Source organism: Streptomyces sp. H51, from assembly GCF_035656535.1.
GTDB lineage: Bacteria > Actinomycetota > Actinomycetes > Streptomycetales > Streptomycetaceae > Streptomyces.
This window is the reverse complement of the sequence record NZ_JAYMHD010000092.1, coordinates 46,034-65,036: the sequence shown is the minus strand read 5'-3', so window position 1 is coordinate 65,036 and position 19,003 is coordinate 46,034. Positions and strand designations below refer to the sequence as shown.

Sequence of the window (19,003 nt, the reverse complement as noted above, 5' to 3'; positions counted from 1 at the left end):
CCCACCCTCAAAACACGGGTCCGGTGCGCCCAGCCCTGCTCCCCATCCCCCTCGGGAGCCACTGCGAAGCTTCGGGCACCATGGCCTGTCACCGCGACGGTGAACCACCACGCCCCTGCCTCGTGACAACCCGTCACCACACCACAAGAAGTGGACCAGAACCCGACTTTGGACAGCAGTTGTTCACCGCTTCGGGAGGCGGTTGGATCAGGGCGGGGTCGATGCTCCTGAGAACGGCAGGCACCTGAGCCGGAGCCTCCATCCGCTCCAGAGCTGCTGACGAACGAGTCTCAGTCAGCGAGGTCTCTCGCTTCGTAGCTGGCCAGCCCCAGGGCAAGCAGGGGCGGCACCAGCGCGTGCAGATACCAGGCCATGTCCGTGAGGGCTGGTGCTCCGGAGAGGCTCCGCCGGTCGATCGTCGGGATGAAGGAACAGTGCGACCGGCCAGCACGAAAAAGTAGTTGGCCACCGGTTTCCGCAGCTGAGTGGTAGATGCAGACACCGACGTGGTGGTCGACGTTGGCCGGTGAATCGACCAGGGTCAGGACCTCAGCTGCCTGGTCGGTCGAAGTCGACTGCCAGTCGAACAGGTCGTCGTTGTTGACCACGTAGGAGATACCAAGCGGTTCCTGCAGCGACCACCCCTCACCGGCCAGAGATCGCACCACGGCGCCCACGGTGACGGCACGTGCGAACACGAGATCGATGTCGGCGGTTCTGGACATTCGCGGCTCCTGCGGTGGGTTGATCGATGCCGGAAGCGTTTCACGTGTTGCATCGTCATGGAGCGAGGAGCACTCCGCCCCGCCCAGCTCACGGGCGCGGGCGGAGCGTCCGGGGAGGGCGGGTCGGGGTCTCTTGGACGGCCCCCTTCGCTGCCGTCCGCCAACAGGGTGCGGTGACCGAGTGGCCTTCGCGTCTGCCTCCGTGCGCGACCGGCGCACAAGGCTGCGTCGATGCGCGGTCGCTGCCGGGGCGGCTCCGGCGTACGGCAGCACAAGGCTTGCGCCCCGCTTTATCTCGCCGTTTCCGGCCCGGACACCGTCTGGCGTGTGAGCGGCTGTTGCCGCAGGTGACAGCGTCCGCGATGGGCACTCCGCGGGATACGACCCAGGTTCGGGTCGTCCGGTACTGCGGATCCATGACTGCATACAGCGAGGTCAGCGCCTTGAAGGCCGTCGGCCTTGCACGTTTCCTGTCTCGTCGGGTGGCCGTGACTGAATGGGGTCCTGCCTGGTCAGGCTGCCGCCGGGCGCTGTCAGTGCCCGCTGCTACACCGATTCCTGGAGACGGGCCGCACTCGGCGGCCGCCGACGGGAGGGGAAGCATGGCGAAGGCACCGGAGGGATTCCACTACGTGCGCGGGCACATCCGCCGCAACCCGAAGTCCGGGAGTGCCAAGCGGATGAGCGGTTGGATGATCGCCGGGCTGCTGGCGGGGGCCTGGCTGTGGGGGCAGGTGTTCGGCTTCGAAGCGGCCACGCCCGATACTCCGGCGGAGCCGAATCCGGCGGTCAGCGTATCGGCCGGCCGATGAGAGCCGGATGGCGTGTGCGGCGCCCCCGAGGGCCGGTGGAGGTCGCATCGGCGGCCGTCGTGGCGCTGGCCGCGCTGTCGATGGCCGCCCGGGCGGTCACCGTGGTGGTCGGCGCACTGGCTGATGCATGGCCGGCCCTGCTGACGCTCGCAGCGCTGGCCGTAGTTGCTGCGGTGTGGCGGGCCAGACGAGTTGCGGCTGGTCGGCGCCGGGATGAGGCGCGTCGGGCCGCCTTGCGGATCACGCTCGCCGAGTTCGACGCCATGGACGACCGGCGTTTCGAGCATGCGCTGAGGGACTTGCTTGTCCGTGACGGATGGACGGCCCGGAGGGTGGGCGGCGGTGGGGACCAGGCCGCCGATGTCATCGGTGACCGTGCCGTCCTCGGACGGATCGTCGTACAGGCCAAGCACACACGTGTCGGCGGGAAGGTCGGCTCGTCAGTGATGTACGCCGTGAAAGGGACGGCCGGCCCTGCCCACAGGGCGGATCATGCGGTGGTCGTCACCAACGGATTGCTCACGCGCGATGCCATGACGTGGGGAGACCGGCACACGGTCTGCTGGGTCGACCGGGAGAAGCTGCGGCGCTGGGCCGAGGACGGGACCGCGCTGCACGAACTCCTCAAGCTGCCTGCCCGCTCTCGCAGCAGCCGGTTCGGGCGGGCTGCCTGACCGGCGGCCGTCCCAGCCCGTGCCAACAGCCAAGGGCAGTGTGAACCGGCGGCCGCCCGGGGCCTGGGCGCAGTTTCAGCAGGGCAGGTCTTCGGCGGTCCGGCACCGGCCAGGCCGGCTCGGGGCGCCGCGCGCAGGGCGGCGTCGAGGCAGGCGGCCAGTTCGCCGTCCGACGCTTCCGGTCGTCCCTGTACCTGCGGGCGAAGTCCTCCGCCGCCGCGTGCAGGGCACCGTTGAGTGTCGCGGCGTGCACGGCCATACCCACAGGTCACTGGCGTCGGCGCCGGAGCGTCGTGCCACAAGCGGGTCGAGGACGGGCGGCGCGTCGTCGTGGGCCTGCAATCAGACAGCGCGCGGCACCGGGCCGGCGGAGGCCATACGGATGAGGTCGAGGATGGCGAGGGTGGCGGGAGGCAGGCCGCCGTTGCGGCACGTCTCGGTAAAGTCCAGCAGGCTCGTCTTTTGCAGGCCAGTTCCGCAGCCGCTCCATGAGGAAGTCGAGCCCCGCCGCGAGCTGGGGAGGGGTAGAGCTCTCCTTCGTTGATCGGCTCCATGTCTGGTGCGTCGGGTATACGTCGGCGTCGGCACCCCGAACGGGGCCGACACCGAGCGTGTACCGCCCTGCCGGTACGCCATGGAACGTCCGACTCGCCGTCAGATGACCTTGAAAGCCGCCGGGACCACGAACCGTGACATCGGCCGCGGCCCCGCTCGGCAGTTCCTTCACCACGACCGCCAGAACACCCCGCTGCTGGGCCGACCACCAGCGATACCCGGCGACCAACGCACATGCCCTGACCACGGTCGTCAGGGCCATGGCCACCTTCCTGGCCCTGCCGCCGAGCGGCAAGAGACTTGTCCAACGCGTCATGTAACTCCCCTTGTTCACACCGCCGTTCAAGTGCATTGGCGGACGTGTGCGGAGCAGCGTACCGAGATGCTCGGAGTGGAAAGTTCCCGCTGGGCGGCTGTGGGACCGGTGACCTCTACTGAACTTGAATGCGTGATGTCGGGGCTTGCCGGTTGGCAGCGACAGACCCGGCTCACGGCTTTCCTGGCGGCCGGAGCGCGAGGATGATGTCCGCGTGATCCGGGATCTGCCGCCATTGCCGTTGCCCCAGTACGCCGTCGTCCGTATCGGCTGCTCAGCAGACGTGCCCGACGAGATCGGCAGTGATCTACGGCAGAAGGGCATCCCGGCGGGGCTGATCGGTTACGAGTACCAACCGCTTGGCGAGGCGGGGCTCCTGGACGGGACCGGTGAGAGCGGGTTGGTCGTCTTCGGGACCAGCAGCCTGTTCGGACGGCTCGGCATCGACGTGGCGTCGCGTCGCGTTGTGCACATCCCCACACCCGAGTCCGCAACCGCCAACTACGTGAACAGGGACCTTGCACTCTTCCACGAGTGCGTCGCAGCCACGATCGCCCGCTTCCCGTTCTATGAGGAAGGCGAGGAGGACGGCTTCCAGGCGGCGGCGGACGAACTGCGCGAGCTCGTCACCACCCTTGATGACACCGCACTTGCCCACAACGGGTTCTGGGAGACCCTGTGCGACGACGTAGAGATGGGCGATTACGCGAACTGGCGGGATTGAGACGCCTCGGCTGCTTCCGGCATCAGGCCCGTGGCTGCCAGGCAGCCGTCGACCAGTGGGCGGTACTGAAGCCGCTTGAGCCGACGCTTCACGGCCTGGGTGATCTGACCGAGGTCCGTGGCGGCGAGGTTGCCGACATCGCGTTTGACCAGCGGCCACATGCCCTCCTGCGGGTTGAGCTCAGGCGCATGGGCCGGCAGGCAGACCGCCCGCGCCGTCATGGAGACGGGGGAGAACGTGGTGACACTGCCCGCCGCCGGGAGCGTGTCCGAGTTCGCTGCGGCCGCTGAGGCGGTGCTGCGCCCGCTGGTCGACGGTCGGACCGTGGACCTGGCCACGCTCGCGGAAACAGCCGGCCTCCCCCTGGCGGACATCGCCGGGCTGGTCCAGGAGCTCGTTGCCGGGCAGGCCGCGACGGCCGGTGGGGAGCCTGCTGTGACGGCACGACGCGCTCTGGGCACCTACCGGTGCCGGGCGATCCCGGAGGGCTGCCCGTGCGGCCGCCCCCCGGCGCGCAGTGGATCGGCACAGCCCCCAACTACACCACCGGGCGCGCGCAGACTCTGCTTGCTCCGGCCCTCGCCGCCCACCCGTCGCTGCGGGTCTCCACGCAGGCCGGCTACTTCACGGCGGCCACCGGTGCCGAAGCCGTGAACGCCGGTGCCCTCACCGAGGACCAGGCTCTGGCCGGGCACAGCCTCGCCCCGGACTACGTGCGCTGGCAGACCGCCCGAAACCGCGAGCAACTCGGGCGCGACCGGCTGGGCCTGGTCCTGCTCCACAGCCCCGAGTGCGCCCGCTCCGGCGACCGCCCCGTCCTGCACCACGCGATCCGGGACGCCTTCGCCGTCCTCGAGGAAGCCGCGGCGGCCGGGCATGTGGCCGGGTACGGCGTCGCCACGTGGGCGGGCCTGGAGGAAGAGGTGTTCACGGTGGGGGAGCTGCTCGCCCTGGCCGCCGACGCCGCCGGCGGGACGACGCACCACCTGGCCGCGGTCCAGCTGCCTGTCAGCCTGGTGATGACGCCCATCGTCCAGGCCCTTCACGGCCAGGGCCCGCTCGCGGCCGCCACCGGTGCGGGGCTGCGGGTGTTGGCGTCCGCGCCGCTGCACGGCGGCGAGCTGCCCGGCATGGTCGACCAGGAGCTCGCCGACCTCATCCGGCCCGGCCTGACCCCGCACAGGCGTGCTTCCTTACGGTCGCGTCATGCCCAGGAGTGACGGAAGTCCTCATCGCGGCCTCGAGTACGCCACACTGGAGACAGGCGGCCGACGCCGTCGCCCAACCCTCCCTGAACGCCGTCCAGTTGCGGGAGATGGCTGGTGTACTCGCCTCCGCCTGACCCGGACACCGAGCGCCGCATGCGCGCCCACCACGCCCGCGCCGCGAAGGCCCTGGACGTGCAGACCGAGCGAGGCGGGGAGTTCTGGGGATGGGCCGGGCGCACCCTGGGCGCCCCGGCCCGCACCGCAGCCGACAAGCGGCGTGGCTGCGGCTGGTGTCCGCGCCGGAGGACAAGGCGTCGGGGAAGCTGTGGGACGGCGCCCTTGACGCCCAGCACGCCTTCGGCGACCTCGACGGCCACCGGCCCGCGCTCCTGGCCGTCCACGACGCCGTCGACGACGGCACCGCCTACCGGGCGGAGCTGTCGGCGCGCGTCGATCAGCCGGTCCTGTCCGACGCCCCGATCCTCCAGCACGACCTCCGTCTGCCGGAATCCAGGTGGCAGGAGCTCGCCGGGACGCTGGAGAAGGTGTCGGCTGTCGACACCAACCGTGTCGCCGTACGACAGCAGTACATGGACCGGGCGGTTCCCGAGTTCGTTGGCATCCCGGCCCCCGCCGGCATCTGCTGGGCCACCGCCCACGCCGACGTGCACTGGGCGAACCTCACCGCGTCGCCCGTGCGGATTTTGGGCCGGGAAGGGTGGGGTCGCGCGCCGGAGGGGTTCGACGCCGCCACTCTCTACGCCTACACGCTGCTCGAGCCGGACACCGCCGCCCGCGTCCGCGCCGTCTTCCCGGTGTTGGGCAGACCCGCCGGCCTCGCCGCCGAAGCGACCGTGTGTGCCCAACTGCTGCAGACCGTGGCTCGCAGCGACAACCTGGTCCTCGAGGACCGACTCCGGAACTGGGCTGAGGAACTCCGCCGCCGCTGACCTGCCGTACCCGGCATGCCGTCACTGGTGTGGTACCAGCTGAGCCTGTTGAGCATGCCGTCGTCGAGTGCGGGTCGTCATGGTCGCGGAGGTCAGCCGCCAGCGGCCCGAAGTGGATCGTGCTGGGGCAGTGTTCGCACACCATGCGCGCTTCGGCCTCGTTGTTGAGCCGGAGGTGGTCAGCGCCGCTCAGGGTCGAGGTCTGGCCGCAGATGGACGCAGGCGCCTGTCGACAGGATCAAGGCGACAGCGTGTTCAGCGATTGCTTCCCGTTCCGCCGGGGTGCACTTCATCCTCTGCGATGGCCCCGACAATATCCGGACTCTGCCTCTGCCTCTGCCGCTGCCTCTGCCTCTGCCTCTGCCGCTGCGGACGAAGCGGGCGCTGTCGGCACGTGTGCCCGCTGTGCCGCGTCGCCTCGGCTGACAGCCCCGTGACCAGCCGGATGTCACAACTCCTGGGAAAAAATGCACTGTTGTGGTGCGCGAGGACCGACTGAAGCGCATCTCCCATGGAAAGGGTGTGGCATGGAGCCTGTGATTGCCGGAGCGGTGGTAACTGTGGCCGTCAGCGTCGTGAACGCCGTAGTGAAGATCGCCCAGCGGCGGATGACTGCTTCGGTGGAGATAGCCCTCATCACCGAGGCGGCACGGACCGACCGGGTGCGCTGCCTGACCGGGCAAGGGCCGGCTGCCCGCCGCGGCCGCCGCCTCAAGCCGGGACCAGCCGGCCGGAGCGGGGGTGACGGCCGTGGAGGACGCCCTCAGTACTGACATCAACCTGGCCGAACCTCTGGAGACGGTCACGGAGCCCCAGCCGGGTATCCAGTTGGCAGGAGCGCTGCATGACGAGCAGTACCCGGCACTGGTCCGCTTCCTCCTCCTGCACGGGGCCTCCTGGAGCGAGGCTCAAGACGCCGCCCAGGACGCTTTTACCCAGATGTGCGCCCCACGCGTTGCCATCACCCACCCCCGAGCCTGGCTGCGCACCGTTGCCTGGCGATCCTGGGTGAGCCAGCAGATCAAACTCGAAGAAACCTGCGCGGAGCTGCCCGAACCACAACTGAGCCTGCGCTGGCAGACTCCAGCCCACGCAGCCGAACTCGGAGAGGAAGAACGCCAGGTCATCTCCTTGCTGCTCCAGCTACCAGCGAAACAACGCGCTGCCATGGCCTGGCACCTGGACGGCTTCACCACCGAAGAAAGCGCACGCGCCATGGGCACCACCCCGGCAGCCGTCCGCCAGAACCTCACCCGTGCACGCGTCGCATTGAAGCAAGGCCTGTGCCTGGAAGGACGCTTCGTCAACGAGAGGGGGAAAGAATGACAAGCAGCGAGTCCCGCGCAGCAGACGAGACCAGCCGTCACCACGAGGACGGTCTCGACACCCTGCTGAAAGCCACCCGCGACCGGCTCGGCACCGCCGTCAACGACCGCATCAACGCTCAAGGCGGCCCCCCCGAACTCCGTACCCCAGACCTCGCCCTGGACCGCCTCCTCGCGGCAACCCACCGCACCCTGGGGACCGGCGTCGACCGCCGCCTGTCCCGAGACGCCTGCGACGCACTGACGCGCCGCAGCGCCGCACTTTCCCCCCATCTCACCGCACGAGGAGCCCTCTCGCGACGCCCCGCAGCCATCCGGGTCAAACACCGCCAGGAGGCGCTGCGCCTGGTGCGCCGCTACTGGCCGTGCGACCTGGCCGCCACCATGCGTGACGCGATACTCACCGTCCAGGACCTGGGAGACCTTCCGCACGACACGACACACCCCCTCGGCTACGCCGACGCCGTACTGGACAAACTCCGCTCCCACCTGGAGGCGCTGTCCCAGCTACCAGAACCTCACACAGCCGCCTTCGCCCCCCTGGACTACCTCGGCGCCATCGAGGCAGCCCTCGCCGACCCGGCCGAGCGGCTGGTCGGCGAACTGCACAGCATCAGGGAACTATTGGAGGAAGAACTGGCCCCCACCATCGCCACCCTCGATACCGCAGACCGCTCCTCTCTGTTCGGCGTCAGCACGGTCGCGCAGGACCTAGTAGACGATCTCGCCCGCGGCTGTGAGGAGGCCGACGCACTGGCACGGGCCGTCGCAGAAGTCGAACGGGCCAGCAACGACTTCGTCGGCGCCGACCTCACCAACGTCCAACTGGACGGACTGCTGCTGGAAGGAATCCTCTGGGACGACACCACCTTGTGGCCGCCACCCTGGGAACCCCGCGTACGCCGCGCCTCCCTGCTCTGCAACGAAGAGGAGGGAATCAAGGTCGTCGCCGCAGAAGGATCCAACTCCGTGGTCCACGCCGAGGCATAGCACGCCGGGACATTCCTGCAACGGCCCTCACTGCACGGACACGCAGGCTCTGTCCACGCGCGGCGCCGTTGTGTCCTGGTCCAGGTGCCGACAGCCCGAGGCGCATGCTCTCCTGCTGGGGCCCGCGCCGACTAGGAGTTGTCGTCAAATGTCACGCCCACATCAGCAGGGCTGCGAGGGTGACGGCTGCTTGGTAGGACTCGGCGGTCTTGTCGTAGCGGGTGGCGATGCCGCGCCACTGCTTGAGGCGGTTGAAGCACCGCTCGACGACGTTGCGCCGTTTGTAGACCTGCTGGTCGAAGGCCGGCGGGCGTCCGCCACGGCTGCCGCGCCGGTGCCGGTCGCGGATCTGGTCGGACCGTTCCGGGATGGTGTGTGGGATGTTCCGCCGTCGCAGCCAGCTGCGTATGGCTTTGGAGCTGTAGCCCTTGTCGCCGATGACGTGGTCGGGGCGGACCCGGGGTCGTCCCGGCCCCGGCCGGGGCACCCGGATCGCCTTCATCACGGCGGTGAACTGCGTGCAGTCGTTGGTGTTCCCGCCGGTGACGGTGAAGGCGAGCGGTCGCCCCACAGCGTCGCAGGCCAGGTGGATCTTGCTGGTCAGGCCGCCTCTGGACCGGCCGAGTCCCGGGCTGCGGAGCCCCCTTTTCGCGCTCCGGCGGCGTGCTGGTGGGCCCGGACGATCGTGGAGTCGACCGACACGAGCCACTCGATGTCCCCGGCTGCGTCGGCCCTGGCCTGGGCGGCCCGGAGCATGCGCTCGAAGGTGCCGTCCTTGGCCCACCGGCGGAAGCGGGTGTGCAGCGTGGCCCAGGAGCCGTACCGCTCGGGCACGTCCCGCCAGGCAGTCCCGGTACGGAACTTCCACACGATCCCGTTGAGCACCGTGCGGTCGTCCAACCGTTTCCTGCCCCGCAGCGACTCGGGCAGCAGCGGCCGGACGAACTCCCACTCGGCATCCGACAGTTCATGGCGACGTATCACCCGACCATGATCCCCGACCGAAGATCATTTGACGACAGACCCTAGCGGTACGAGGTGATCAGCCGGGACAGATGGATTCCGGCCACCTCCAGCGGCCGGCTGCTGCGGGAGACCTGGGCAGCCAGTTCGGCACCTTCCAGCGTGCTGATCACCGTGTGCGCGAGGTCGCGGGCGTCGCTCTCACGGATACCGGACTCCAGCAGCCGGTCGAACACCACGCCGCGCCAGCGGGCGAAGGTGTCCGCCGCGGCCGACTGGATGTCGGGCAGGCGGCCGACGGTGCCCAGGGCGGTGGTCGTGATCGGACAGCCGTCGAGCCAGTCCGACAGCCGCAGGCTGTCGGCCAGGCTCCGGCAGAGCACCACGATCGCGCGGGCCGGATCCGGGTCGCTGTACAGTGCCGCCCGTAGCTGCTCCACGAATTCCTGGTCCCCGCGGCTGATGGCCGCGAGAGCAAGCTCCTGCTTGCCGCCCGGGAAGAAGTGATAGACAGAGCCGAGGGTGGCCTGGGCCTCCTGCGAGATCTGCTTGATGCCCGTGCCGTCGTAGCCCTGTCGCTGCATGAGCCGTGACGCCGCCCGGATGATGCGCTCGCGTGTCGCGGGCACGGGCTCCGGGGCGGCTGCCGATCGATTGGGGTCGTCCGGTGGCTTCATCTTCACCTTCCCCATGCTAACAGTAGAGCGTTCTTTTCAGTCGTGGAAGGGGAGCTTCCGGACGGCCGGCAACCGCGCCGCCCGGAAGCTCCGGCACGGCTCGACGCCATCGAGCGCGCGTTCCACGCCGGCCCCGACAACCCCGGCCACGAGGCCGTGGTAGCCGCCGCGTTCGAGGAACTCGTGGACTACGGCCGTGAGCTGATCGTCGAGAAGCGCCGCAGCCCCGGCGACGACCTCACCTCCCGCTTCGTCCACGCCAGGGACGGGGAGGACCAGCTGACGGAGGACGAGCTGGTCTCGCTGGTGGCCGTGATGATCATGGCGGGGACCGACACCACCCGCAATCTGATCGGCTCGGCGGTCCTCGCCCTGCTGGACCACCCCGACCAGCTGCGCCTGCTGCGTGAGCGCCCCGAGCACACGCCTACGGCGGTCGAGGAGTTCCTGCGCTACGACGGCGCCTTTTGCGTCGGCCTGTTCCGGCCGGCGAAGGAGGACCTGGAGATCGGGGGAGTGCCGATACCCGCCGGGACCCCCCGTCGTGGGTCGTGGCGGGCCTTCAGTCGGCCAACAACGACCCGGAGAAGTACGCCGATCCCCGGAGCCTGGACATCACCCGCACCGGGCAGCGGCACCGGGCCCTGGGCCACGGGCTGCACAACTGCATGGGCGCGGCGCTGGCCCGCCTGGAGACCGGTGTCGCGGTCCCGGCGCTGCTGGAGCGGTTCCCCAGGATGCGCCTGGCGGTGCCCCGCGAGGAGATCCTCTTCGAGGAGAACTGGCTGCTGCGCAGCCTGCCGTCCCTGCCGGTGGAGCTGTGAGCGGGCCGGGGCCGGACGTGTCCGGTCCGCCCGGGACCGACGGGCGGGGCGGGCCCCTGCTCCTGTCGACCGGCGCGACGGTGTGCACCGGCGCGGGAACCTGCGAGGCGATGCACCCGGAACTGTTCCGGGTCGGACCCGAGGGTCACGCGGTGGTGAGCCGAACGGAACTGACGGGCCCTCAGGACATCGAGGCCGCGACCGGCGTACTGGACGTCTGTCCGACGGAAGCGGTCCGGCTCGCCCGGGCCGACGCGTCCGGCAGCGGGAGGTGAGGGTGCCGTAGCTGCACGGCTCCGCGCGCCGCGAGGGGCGCCGTACGCACCGCCGGCACGTCACGGCGACGCGTACGGCGCCCTTGCGCGTCCCCCGGCAGGCCCGGCAGGCCTCCACCGGATGTCCGTTCGTCACCCACCGCGCCTCCGCCGGCTCCGCGAGGCCCGCCGGTCACCCCTCGGCACCGACGGGGCCTTCCGCGACGGCCGTTCGCCGTCCTCGGGCAACGCCGGAGCCCTCCTGGCCCGGGCGACGGCCAAAGCGCCGGCGCCCGGGCCAGAAGGGCCCTTTACCGCGGATGTCAGGCGGGTGCCTGGGACCTCACGCGGGCTTCCTCAGCAGCTCCACGATGCTGGAGAAGCTGTCGGCCGCGTGTCCGGCGTCCATCGCGCGGCGGAACAGGTCCACCACCGCGGACTGGAACGAGGTGTCCACACCGGCGTCCCCGATGGTGTGCTTGACGTGCTCGACGCTCGCCAGGCCCATCGCCAGCCGGTCCACGTCGCCCTCGTGGTTGCCGGCGTCGATGCGCCCGGCGTAGAAGCCGAGGAAGTGCGGCATGGCGAGCATCGTGTCGTTGGCGTGGGACAGGATGTCCGCCGCCTTCAGCCCGTTCGCCTCGGCCAGGGCGATCGCCTGCCAGTAGCTGAGCATGGACGGCCAGAACATGGCCATGCCGATCTGGTACATGAGGGCCGCGAGCCCCGGCTCCTCGCCGCGGAAGTCGGTGCCGGTGAGCACCTCCAGGCTGCCGCGGTGCCGGTCGAACGCGGCACGGGGGCCGCTGTAGAAGGTCTTCGACTCGGGCTTGCCGATGCCCGCCGGCGGAACCGTCACCCCGCCGGTGAGGTGCGCGCCGCCGCGCTCGGTGACCCAGCGGGAGCCGGCCCGCGTCTTCTCCGGGGTGTCGGAGCTGAGGTTCACGAACACGTGGCCCTTCAGCACGTCGGCCGCCGGCTCCAGGACGGCGTACATGGCGTCGTAGTCGGTCAAGCTGAGGACCACCAGCTCGTTGGCCTGAACGGCGTCCTCGACGCTCTTGGCCAGAACGGCGCCACGGGCCACCAGGGCGTCGGCCCGGGAAGCGGTGCGGTTCCAGAGGGTGACCTCGTGTCCGTTGTCGAGGAAGGCGTCGGCCATCGCCTGTCCCATGGGCCCGAGCCCGATGACGGTGACGGACTGGTTGCTGCTCATGGTCGGAGAACCTCCGTTGGTCTGCTGGCTACTGGAACGAGCGCTCTAGCGGCGCGGGAAAACGTAGCACAGTTCTAGGGCGAACGCTCTATTTAGTTCTCGGGGGCGCACGGAGGTAGCCGGTTCGCGCAGAAGGTGTCGTCGGCCGGTGGATCTGAGTAGAAGGTGGATTTCTGACCTGGGGCTTCGCGGAATGAGTGGTCGTGTTCGGGTCGGTGTTGCTCATTCGTTCTGAGTCGTACGCGAACGCCTTACACGGGTGACCTGGGGTTTCCTGGTTGTCGCTGTGTGCTGCGCAGGTTGGTTGAGCAGTGCGCAGTTTTGTTGGCCACCGGTATGTGATGGCTATGGGGTGGGGTTGGTGTCGAGCCAGGTAGTGGGAAGGGGAGGCTCAGTGGGCTTGATCCGCTTTGGCGGACATCCGAGATCAGGGGTTCAACCCCGGGAGGATGTCCATCATGGAGAGCATGGGGAAGAAGAAGCCTCGCCCTCGTCGCACGTTCACGCCGGAGTTCAAGGCGGAGATCGTCGAGCTGTGCCGACGCGGTGACCGCTCGGTCGGTCAGATCGCCAAGGACTTCGATCTGACCGAGACCGCGGTGCGGGACTGGGTGAAGCAGGCCGAGGTCGATGCGGGCGAGCGGGACGGCCTGACCAGCAGCGAACGCGAGGAACTGGCCGCACTGCGGCGGGAGAACCGTCGGCTGCGGGAGGACGTCGACATCCTCAAGCGGGCCACGGCTTTCTTCGCGAAGGAGACCCGGTGACGGTGCACCCGTTCATCGAGGCGGAGAAGCGTGCAGGTCACAGCGTCAAACGAGCGTGTGAGCTGCTGAAGGTCTCCCGGACCGCCTTCTATGCCCGCCGCGCTGCCGAGCCCGGTCCCCGCGCGGTCCGTGACGCCGAGCTGACGGAACAGATCGCCGACGTCCACACGAGATCGCCGGGAACCTACGGCGCCCCGCGCGTCCATGCCGTGCTCAAGCGGGCAGGCGCCGGATGCGGCCGCCAGCGTGTCGCGCGGCTGATGCGGGCTGCCGGACTGCGGGGCCGACACCGCAGACGTCGGCACCAGACGACGGTCCCCGATCCACGAGCTGCCCTGCGGCCCGATCTCGTCGTCCGGGACTTCCAGCCCGACCCCGCCGGCCTGGATGCCCGCTGGTGCGGCGACATCACCTACGTCGCGACGGAAGAGGGCTGGCTCTATCTGGCCACCGTCATCGACATCGCCTCCCGTCGCGTGGTCGGCTGGGCGACGGCCGACCACCTGCGAACCGATCTGGTCGCCGATGCCCTCACGGCCGCCTGCCGCAAGCGCCGCCCCACCGGTCCGGTGATCTTTCACTCGGATCGTGGCTGTCAGTACACCAGCCAGCAATTCGCCGTGCTGGCAGACCAGTTGGGGGTGCGTCTGTCAGTCGGCCGCACCGGACAGTGCTGGGACAATGCACTCGCCGAGTCGTTCTTCGCCACCATCAAGAGGGAGCTGCTCAGCGTCACCTCCTGGCGCAGCCGGGCCGCCGCCCGCACCGCGATCTTCGACTTCATCGAGGGCTGGTACAACTTGCACCGTCTGCACAGCAGCCTCGGCTATCGCAGTCCCGCCGAATACGAGACCGCCCTCGCAGCCTGACCACCACACCAATGGTGTCCGTCAAAGCGGAACACGCTCACAGTGCCTGTCCTGGGCGCTGACTTCCGGCTTCCCTTCCTGTCCTTTCGGCGTGCCTGGATGTGTGATGAGGGCTGCTGAGGGGGTGGTTGGTAGCCGAGTTCGGTGAGTTCGGTGGGGCCTGGGGCGTAGGGGCTGTGCCGGTAGGGCCATCGCTCGCGGGCGCGGGGGTTGCGGCCGGGTGTGTAGCTGATGCGGTCGCCGAATCGGTCCGGGTACAGGGCGGGGTTTTCGAGCCAGGGCCGGCCCAGGAGGGAGGCGACGGCGGTGTGGAGAGGGTGGGTGTGCCCGGGGCGTTCGAGGACGTGGAGCGCACGGGGGTGGTGGGCGAAGAATCGGGCGAGGGTGATGGTCTCGGGGTAGGTGACAGCTTCTCGGGCGAGGGCGTACCAGAGGCGGGCGCGCTTGTTGTTGCCGATGCGGCGGGCGCGTGCGGGCCAGATGCGTTCTTCTGAGGGTGCGGCGCGTCGCCAGTTCTCGGTGAGGTTCATGGCCAGGGTGAGGGCGTGGTCGGCGGCTGCGCCCCAGCGGCGGAGAAACCGGATGTGGATGCGGTGGGCGGCGAGGATTTCGGGGGTTCGTGTGAGGTCGGCGTGCTCGATGGGCAGCGGCATGCCGGCGAGGGTGTGGCGGCCGAGCATCCAGGTGTGGTGGCGGCGGCAGACGAGGCGGGTGTCGGGCAGGTACTGCGGGACGGGGTGGGGGTCGCCGGTGCGGGCGATCGTGCAGCGGGGGCAGCCGGTCACGGCGTGCGCAGAGGCCAGGCGGAGCCGGGCGCGGGCGGACTGCGGGTCGGGTTTGTCGCGGTAGCGGTTCCATTCGGGGAGCGCGTGGGCGAGGTGTTCGTCCGGGATGCCGGCGAACGCTGCGATCAGGCGGCGGCTGGGTGCGTTGAGGTAGAGCTCGATGCTGGTGTAGGGGCCGTGCGGTTGGGCGCATTCCTTGTTCGCCTGGGGCCGGGGGATGCCGAGGGCGTGGAGGAGTTCCGCGGTGGTCAGGTGATGTCGGCGTGCCAGGCGCTGGATGTACGAGGTGGTGGTCTCCCAATGCAAGGGGGCCACACACCAGATGCTGGGGCGCGGGACGGAGCGGTGCACGCGCGGCGTCTCAGGCCTGTGCCGGTGGGCGCGCAGCCTGTTCGGCGAGTTCGTCGAGGTCGATGTCGTCGAGCAGCTGCTTGGTGATCTTCTCACTGCCGTCCAGGATGGCGGCGATCGCTGCTTCCCGGACGAGGGCGGACAGGCTCCCGATGCGGCCGCCGGTGCGCTGGTGGAGGTAGGGGGCGTGCCGGGTGAGCGTGTCGGGGCGGTGTGCTTGGAGGCGTAGGGCTTGGTCCATGCCGCGGACCAGGCCTTCCCAGGCCGTTCGCTGTGCAGGGCTGCCGTACGCCAGCGGCGGGTTGCGCACCATCTTGAACCGTCCGGCGAGCTGCGCGCCGCGACTTCCCGTCAGGAGCGGGGAGGCCTCGATGGCGACGCCGGCGTAGACGAAGGTCGCGGGGAGGCGCTCGCTGAGGTGCTTCATCTGGTCGGAGGTCTCAGCACCGATGCGGGTGCGGGTATTGAGCAGATGGACGTCGTCGACGAGGACGAGCTGGGTCGACAGATCACGTAGTGCACCGCAGACGATGTCGGTGATCCGTGCTTGGTTCATCGCTTTGCCGATGGGCAGGTCGAGGAACCGGGCCAGTTCGGACACGAGCATTTTCGGGGTGGCGGCCGGGGGGACGGACAGGAAGGCCACCGGCAGTCGCTCGTCGAAGCTGTTGTGGCGGGCCCGGTCGGCGAGGTGGAAGGACCGGCCGAGCTGCTGCAGAGTGGTGGTCTTTCCCGTGGTGGGCGGCCCGGAGATCAGTAGTCCTCGCCGGGCGGTGCCGTTGTGCCGCCGGTTGAGGATCATGAGCCGGCGCAGGGTGAGGGAGATCTTGGCCATGGTCGGGGTGGAGAGGATCACGAATTGGGAGTGGTAATCCAGACGCTCCTCGGCGTTCCATGGTCCGGGCCCAGGCAGGCAGGGTGGTTCGGTGTCGACGAACCGTGTCCATTCGCGCCAGGTCGTCGGTGACGCGTACGGGCCGTTGTCCGTCTCCTGGTCGGCGGCCGTCACCACTGCTGCGCCTCCTGGTGGGCGTCGAAGATGCTCCAGGCCCCGGCCGATGCTGCTGTGCCGGCGGAACCCGGGACAGGGGGCGTGTTCTCGTCCGCAGGCGGAAGGTGCTCGGCGGGGCCTGTCCGCGTGCCGGTGTCCGCGGTCCGTCGCCGTGCGCGTCTGGTTCCTGCCCGCTGGCCGGGGACGTCGGCGAGGCTGCTGCTCTTGTGGGGGCGGGTGGCGCTTGTTTGTCCTGTGTGGGCGCGGCGGAGTAACTCGTCTAGGTGACGGGCGAGGTGCTCTTCGTGCTCGGCCCGGTCCGTATGCCGTGTGGCCACGGTGCGGATGTGCCGCCAGGTGGTGTCGGTGAAGGGCTTCGACACCAGGCTTCGGTGGATCCACTCGGCCTGCGCCCAGCCGTCTGGGAGCCTGACCCAGCACTGCCAGGGCTCGTAGGGGTTGTGGTGGACTTCCCATTTGCCGTCCGCAGCGGGGGAGCGGTGCCGGTGTCCGTTGAGCGCCGGGCCGTCGTAGGTGCGGTACTCGAACCGGATGCCTTCGTCTGTGATCGCGCACCTGCGGGAGGGCAGCAGCTCGATCCAGTCTGCTCCGGTCAGAGGGATGGGTACGTGTCCCGCGATGCCGGTGAGCGCGGCCCACATCTCGTTGGGGGTGAGCGTCAGCCGGGGCATGAGGGGATGCCGCAGCCGCGCATGGCGCCGTTCCTGCCACCCGCAGACGATCCACTCGTCCAGCAGGTCCTGCAGCTGAGGCATCGTCCAGCATGCCTCGTCCTCCACGCTGCTGCCGCGTGTGGCGAGGCGGTTTCCGGTGTAGCCGGCGACGTACTGAGCGAACAGCGTGCCGATCGCCCCGAAGCCCCGCTCCACATGCCCCTTGGCGTGCCCGGACGCGGGGGGACACGGCTGGACGGTGATTCCTAGGTGCTCGGCGGCAGCGAGGAAGCAGCGGGACACGAACACTTTGCCCTGGTCGATGACCACGGTCGACGGCCGGATCACCGGCCTGGCCGCGGCCCCCTGCATGCGGGCGTCGATAGAGGCGAGCCGTGTGTAGGGGATGACGGAAGCGGCCATGGACAGGTACTCGGGCCAGTCGGGCCGCATCGGCTGCGGCACCAGCGTCTGGGCCAGGAGCACGGCCGCGTCCACTGCCTTGGTGCCCTTCGGGCGCAGGACGGCGGCGGTGATGCTGCGGGTAGCCACGTCCACCGCCATGGTCAGCTCCGGCCGCCGGGTCTTTCCGTCCTCGCACACGACCATCACGTCCAGCAGAGTGCTGTCCATCATCACCAACTCCCCGGGCAACGTCGCGGCCGTGGGAGTGAACACCGGCACCGGCCGGGACGCGCGCCGGCGCTGCCCTTCGGCCGTCAATGCCAGTCCTTCCTGCTCGGCGACAGCCCGTACCAGCCGGTTGAACGTGGCCACCGGGGGCACCGCCACCTTCCCGGGCCCTTGGGTGTCTTCCAGCAGCCACCCCACCTCGTGCCGTAGCCGGCTCAATGTTCCAGTCGAACGCCCCTGCTGCTCCTCCAGCGCCTGCTTGATCGCGGCGACCACACGTGGATCGGCACGCCCGAACACAGAGCGCTCCCGCTTCCTCCGGCCGTCGACGAGACCCCATACTCCCTGCGCGCGGTAGCGGGCTCGCATCCTGCGCACGGTGGCCACGCTGACCTGCTCTCCGGATGCGGTCAGCTCGGCGGCCTTGGCCGCCTCCCGCTGGGCGAGCCGGTACACGGCCGGGTCATAGCCGTCTCGAGGCAGCTGCTCCCGGCCGGGTCCGGGGTAGCCGGTCTCGACTTCCAGGACGTGCCGCTCCCAGGCCAGGGCTCTGTTTCGGACCGCGGTGTCGCATCCGTCCAAGGGGCCGTGGACCGGTACACGCCGCTGCCCTGGCAAGGAGCGGTCCAGGATGGTGAAGTCCCGCGCGGCAAGCACGTGAGTGAGCAGGAGTACCTGCACACCTGCGCCTTCTTCGGCGACCAGACGGCAGCGGGGTCCGTCCAGACCGGCCAGGACGTGGACCTGTCCGTCGAACCGGATCCGGTCCCCGACTTCGACGACGCCCCACGGCCTCTTCACCGCCTCGCTCCTTCACGGCGACGTCTGGCTGGCACGGCGACCACGGGGGTCTCCTCGCTCAGGACGTGGTCCCAGGCCATACTGAGCAGGCCGTGCCAGAGCCCGTGGTAGACGGCGGGCAGCGTTGCGATTGGATCCCCGAGCCGCAGCGCGCCCTCGAACAACGCGATAGGCGAGGCGAATGCCTCGCGCAGCCGGGCTGCAGGGATACCCGCCGAACATCGGGGATGCCGGTAGACCGACAGCCAGCGCCCGTTGGCCAGAGCCACCGGATCTGCGGCATCCGCGAACCGGTGCTCCCAGCCCACGTCCTGCGCACACAAGCCGGCCACCCGCGCCCGGCTGGCAAGCCGTGCGGACGGTCCGCTGCTGCCAGGGCAGTCCACTAAATGAATGCTCCCGTCCACCAAGGCAACAGCCAGGTCGGGTGCGTGTGTGACGGTCCGCCCGCCTTCCTCCCACACGAGCTCCACCGGACGGCTCACCATGCCTGTCACTTGAGGATCCTGATCGAGCATCATGACCGCGTCCCGCATGGCTGCGCTCCCGTACCCCACCAGATGGCTCGTGGTCGCCGACCACCACCATCCCGGAGCCAACCGTCGGCCCCGCCGTAGTGGGAAGCTACGTACCATCGGGCATTCCATGAGGCACAGGCCCCCTGCAGCGCTTCGCCACGGCCTCTGGACCATGACCCCGTCCGGCCCGACGAACCGCACGTCCACCTGCCGCAGATGCACGCTGGCCCCTCCCATCGACCCCAGTGGTCCACTGGACCCAAAGCCAGCCTCCGTCTGATCAAAAACGAATCGGCCAGCCTGCGGAGTGCGCAATTGAACCGAGCCACACAATGCGGTGAAGCCTCTCCTGACCAACCCGCACCCGCCTACAGACTCTGCTAGAGGCCCCTGCGGAACCG

At 69.6% G+C, this 19,003-nt stretch carries 20 protein-coding genes and 3 pseudogenes; 14 read left to right on the top strand and 9 right to left on the bottom strand.

Annotation, left to right across the window (positions count from 1 at the left end; genetic code table 11):
• Positions 1–290 precede the first annotated feature (290 nt).
• Positions 291–725, bottom strand: a complete 435-nt coding sequence (locus VKA29_RS36865; protein WP_324790442.1) for a hypothetical protein — start codon at positions 723–725, stop codon at positions 291–293.
• A 602-nt stretch (positions 726–1,327) separates the two neighbouring features.
• On the opposite strand from VKA29_RS36865, the gene VKA29_RS36860 reads away from it, so the two are divergent.
• The 4 genes from VKA29_RS36860 (at position 1,328) to VKA29_RS36845 (ending at position 3,806) form a co-directional block, all read left to right on the top strand.
• On the top strand, positions 1,328–1,537 hold the full coding sequence (locus VKA29_RS36860) for a hypothetical protein (protein WP_324790441.1): 210 nt from the start codon (positions 1,328–1,330) through the stop codon (positions 1,535–1,537).
• The gene (locus VKA29_RS36855; protein WP_324790440.1) at positions 1,534–2,211 is read left to right on the top strand and encodes a restriction endonuclease; all 678 of its coding nucleotides are present in this window, start codon (positions 1,534–1,536) and stop codon (positions 2,209–2,211) included. Before VKA29_RS36860 ends, VKA29_RS36855 begins: the two co-directional genes overlap by 4 nt.
• Before the next feature lie 689 nt (positions 2,212–2,900).
• Positions 2,901–3,086, top strand: a complete 186-nt coding sequence (locus VKA29_RS36850) for a hypothetical protein (protein ID WP_324790439.1) — start codon at positions 2,901–2,903, stop codon at positions 3,084–3,086.
• 210 nt (positions 3,087–3,296) lie between these two features.
• The gene (locus VKA29_RS36845; protein ID WP_324790438.1) at positions 3,297–3,806 is read left to right on the top strand and encodes an SUKH-4 family immunity protein; all 510 of its coding nucleotides are present in this window, start codon (positions 3,297–3,299) and stop codon (positions 3,804–3,806) included.
• On the opposite strand, the pseudogene VKA29_RS36840 reads toward VKA29_RS36845, so the two are convergent.
• Positions 3,785–4,006 (bottom strand): annotated as a pseudogene (locus VKA29_RS36840) (hypothetical protein); the annotation flags it as partial. The gene VKA29_RS36845 and the pseudogene VKA29_RS36840 sit on opposite strands and share 22 nt — an antisense overlap.
• Between VKA29_RS36840 and VKA29_RS36835 the strand changes: the two are divergent.
• From VKA29_RS36835 to VKA29_RS36815, 5 genes and pseudogenes are all read left to right on the top strand, one after another.
• A pseudogene (locus VKA29_RS36835) lies at positions 3,966–4,157 on the top strand (hypothetical protein); the annotation flags it as partial. The pseudogenes VKA29_RS36840 and VKA29_RS36835 sit on opposite strands and share 41 nt — an antisense overlap.
• A 143-nt stretch (positions 4,158–4,300) precedes the next feature.
• Complete coding sequence (locus VKA29_RS36830) at positions 4,301–5,026, top strand: aldo/keto reductase (protein WP_324790437.1); 726 nt, start codon at positions 4,301–4,303, stop codon at positions 5,024–5,026.
• Positions 5,027–5,304: 278 nt separating this feature from the next.
• Positions 5,305–5,964, top strand: a complete 660-nt coding sequence (locus VKA29_RS36825) for a hypothetical protein (RefSeq protein WP_324790436.1) — start codon at positions 5,305–5,307, stop codon at positions 5,962–5,964.
• Positions 5,965–6,714: 750 nt separating this feature from the next.
• The gene (locus VKA29_RS36820) at positions 6,715–7,290 is read left to right on the top strand and encodes a sigma-70 family RNA polymerase sigma factor (protein WP_324790435.1); all 576 of its coding nucleotides are present in this window, start codon (positions 6,715–6,717) and stop codon (positions 7,288–7,290) included.
• A complete protein-coding gene (locus VKA29_RS36815; RefSeq protein WP_324790434.1) occupies positions 7,287–8,279 on the top strand; it encodes a hypothetical protein in 993 nt (330 codons plus the stop codon). The genes VKA29_RS36820 and VKA29_RS36815 overlap by 4 nt, the downstream gene beginning before the upstream one ends.
• 151 nt (positions 8,280–8,430) lie before the next feature.
• Here VKA29_RS36815 and VKA29_RS36810 read toward each other — a convergent pair.
• A protein-coding gene (locus tag VKA29_RS36810) for an IS5 family transposase (RefSeq protein ID WP_420718652.1) occupies positions 8,431–9,260 on the bottom strand; the annotation gives its coding sequence in 2 pieces (ribosomal slippage) (positions 8,431–8,921 and positions 8,921–9,260; 831 coding nt in all).
• Between the two features lie 44 nt (positions 9,261–9,304).
• Positions 9,305–9,919, bottom strand: a complete 615-nt coding sequence (locus tag VKA29_RS36805) for a TetR/AcrR family transcriptional regulator (RefSeq protein WP_324790443.1) — start codon at positions 9,917–9,919, stop codon at positions 9,305–9,307.
• Positions 9,920–9,961: 42 nt separating this feature from the next.
• Here VKA29_RS36805 and VKA29_RS37115 point away from each other — a divergent pair.
• The 3 genes and pseudogenes from VKA29_RS37115 to VKA29_RS37110 all read left to right on the top strand — a co-directional run.
• Positions 9,962–10,396: pseudogene (locus tag VKA29_RS37115) on the top strand (cytochrome P450); the annotation flags it as partial.
• Positions 10,397–10,470: 74 nt separating this feature from the next.
• Positions 10,471–10,743, top strand: a complete 273-nt coding sequence (locus VKA29_RS36795; RefSeq protein ID WP_324790432.1) for a hypothetical protein — start codon at positions 10,471–10,473, stop codon at positions 10,741–10,743.
• The gene (locus tag VKA29_RS37110; protein WP_420718651.1) at positions 10,740–11,018 is read left to right on the top strand and encodes a ferredoxin; all 279 of its coding nucleotides are present in this window, start codon (positions 10,740–10,742) and stop codon (positions 11,016–11,018) included. The genes VKA29_RS36795 and VKA29_RS37110 overlap by 4 nt, the downstream gene beginning before the upstream one ends.
• 322 nt (positions 11,019–11,340) lie before the next feature.
• Here the strand turns inward: VKA29_RS37110 and VKA29_RS36790 are convergent, their stop codons facing one another.
• Positions 11,341–12,213 carry an NAD(P)-dependent oxidoreductase gene (locus tag VKA29_RS36790; RefSeq protein ID WP_324790431.1) on the bottom strand — a complete coding sequence of 291 codons (873 nt, stop codon included), beginning with the start codon at positions 12,211–12,213 and terminating at the stop codon, positions 11,341–11,343.
• A 458-nt stretch (positions 12,214–12,671) separates the two neighbouring features.
• On the opposite strand from VKA29_RS36790, the gene VKA29_RS36785 reads away from it, so the two are divergent.
• Together VKA29_RS36785 and VKA29_RS36780 are read left to right on the top strand one after the other, a co-directional pair.
• A complete protein-coding gene (locus VKA29_RS36785; protein WP_420718650.1) occupies positions 12,672–12,980 on the top strand; it encodes a transposase in 309 nt (102 codons plus the stop codon).
• Positions 12,977–13,849 carry an IS3 family transposase gene (locus VKA29_RS36780; RefSeq protein ID WP_324790430.1) on the top strand — a complete coding sequence of 291 codons (873 nt, stop codon included), beginning with the start codon at positions 12,977–12,979 and terminating at the stop codon, positions 13,847–13,849. Before VKA29_RS36785 ends, VKA29_RS36780 begins: the two co-directional genes overlap by 4 nt.
• Here the strand turns inward: VKA29_RS36780 and VKA29_RS36775 are convergent.
• From VKA29_RS36775 to VKA29_RS36760, 4 genes are read right to left on the bottom strand one after another with little or no spacing between them, the layout of a single operon-like run.
• The gene (locus VKA29_RS36775; RefSeq protein ID WP_324790429.1) at positions 13,807–14,949 is read right to left on the bottom strand and encodes a TniQ family protein; all 1,143 of its coding nucleotides are present in this window, start codon (positions 14,947–14,949) and stop codon (positions 13,807–13,809) included. The two genes, VKA29_RS36780 and VKA29_RS36775, sit on opposite strands and share 43 nt — an antisense overlap.
• Positions 14,950–14,995: 46 nt before the next feature.
• Complete coding sequence (locus VKA29_RS36770) at positions 14,996–15,997, bottom strand: TniB family NTP-binding protein (RefSeq protein ID WP_385420452.1); 1,002 nt, start codon at positions 15,995–15,997, stop codon at positions 14,996–14,998.
• A complete protein-coding gene (locus VKA29_RS36765; RefSeq protein WP_324790427.1) occupies positions 15,991–18,084 on the bottom strand; it encodes a transposase in 2,094 nt (697 codons plus the stop codon). The genes VKA29_RS36770 and VKA29_RS36765 overlap by 7 nt, the downstream gene beginning before the upstream one ends.
• On the bottom strand, positions 18,081–18,731 hold the full coding sequence (locus VKA29_RS36760; RefSeq protein ID WP_268977833.1) for a TnsA-like heteromeric transposase endonuclease subunit: 651 nt from the start codon (positions 18,729–18,731) through the stop codon (positions 18,081–18,083). Before VKA29_RS36760 ends, VKA29_RS36765 begins: the two co-directional genes overlap by 4 nt.
• Positions 18,732–19,003 lie beyond the last annotated feature (272 nt).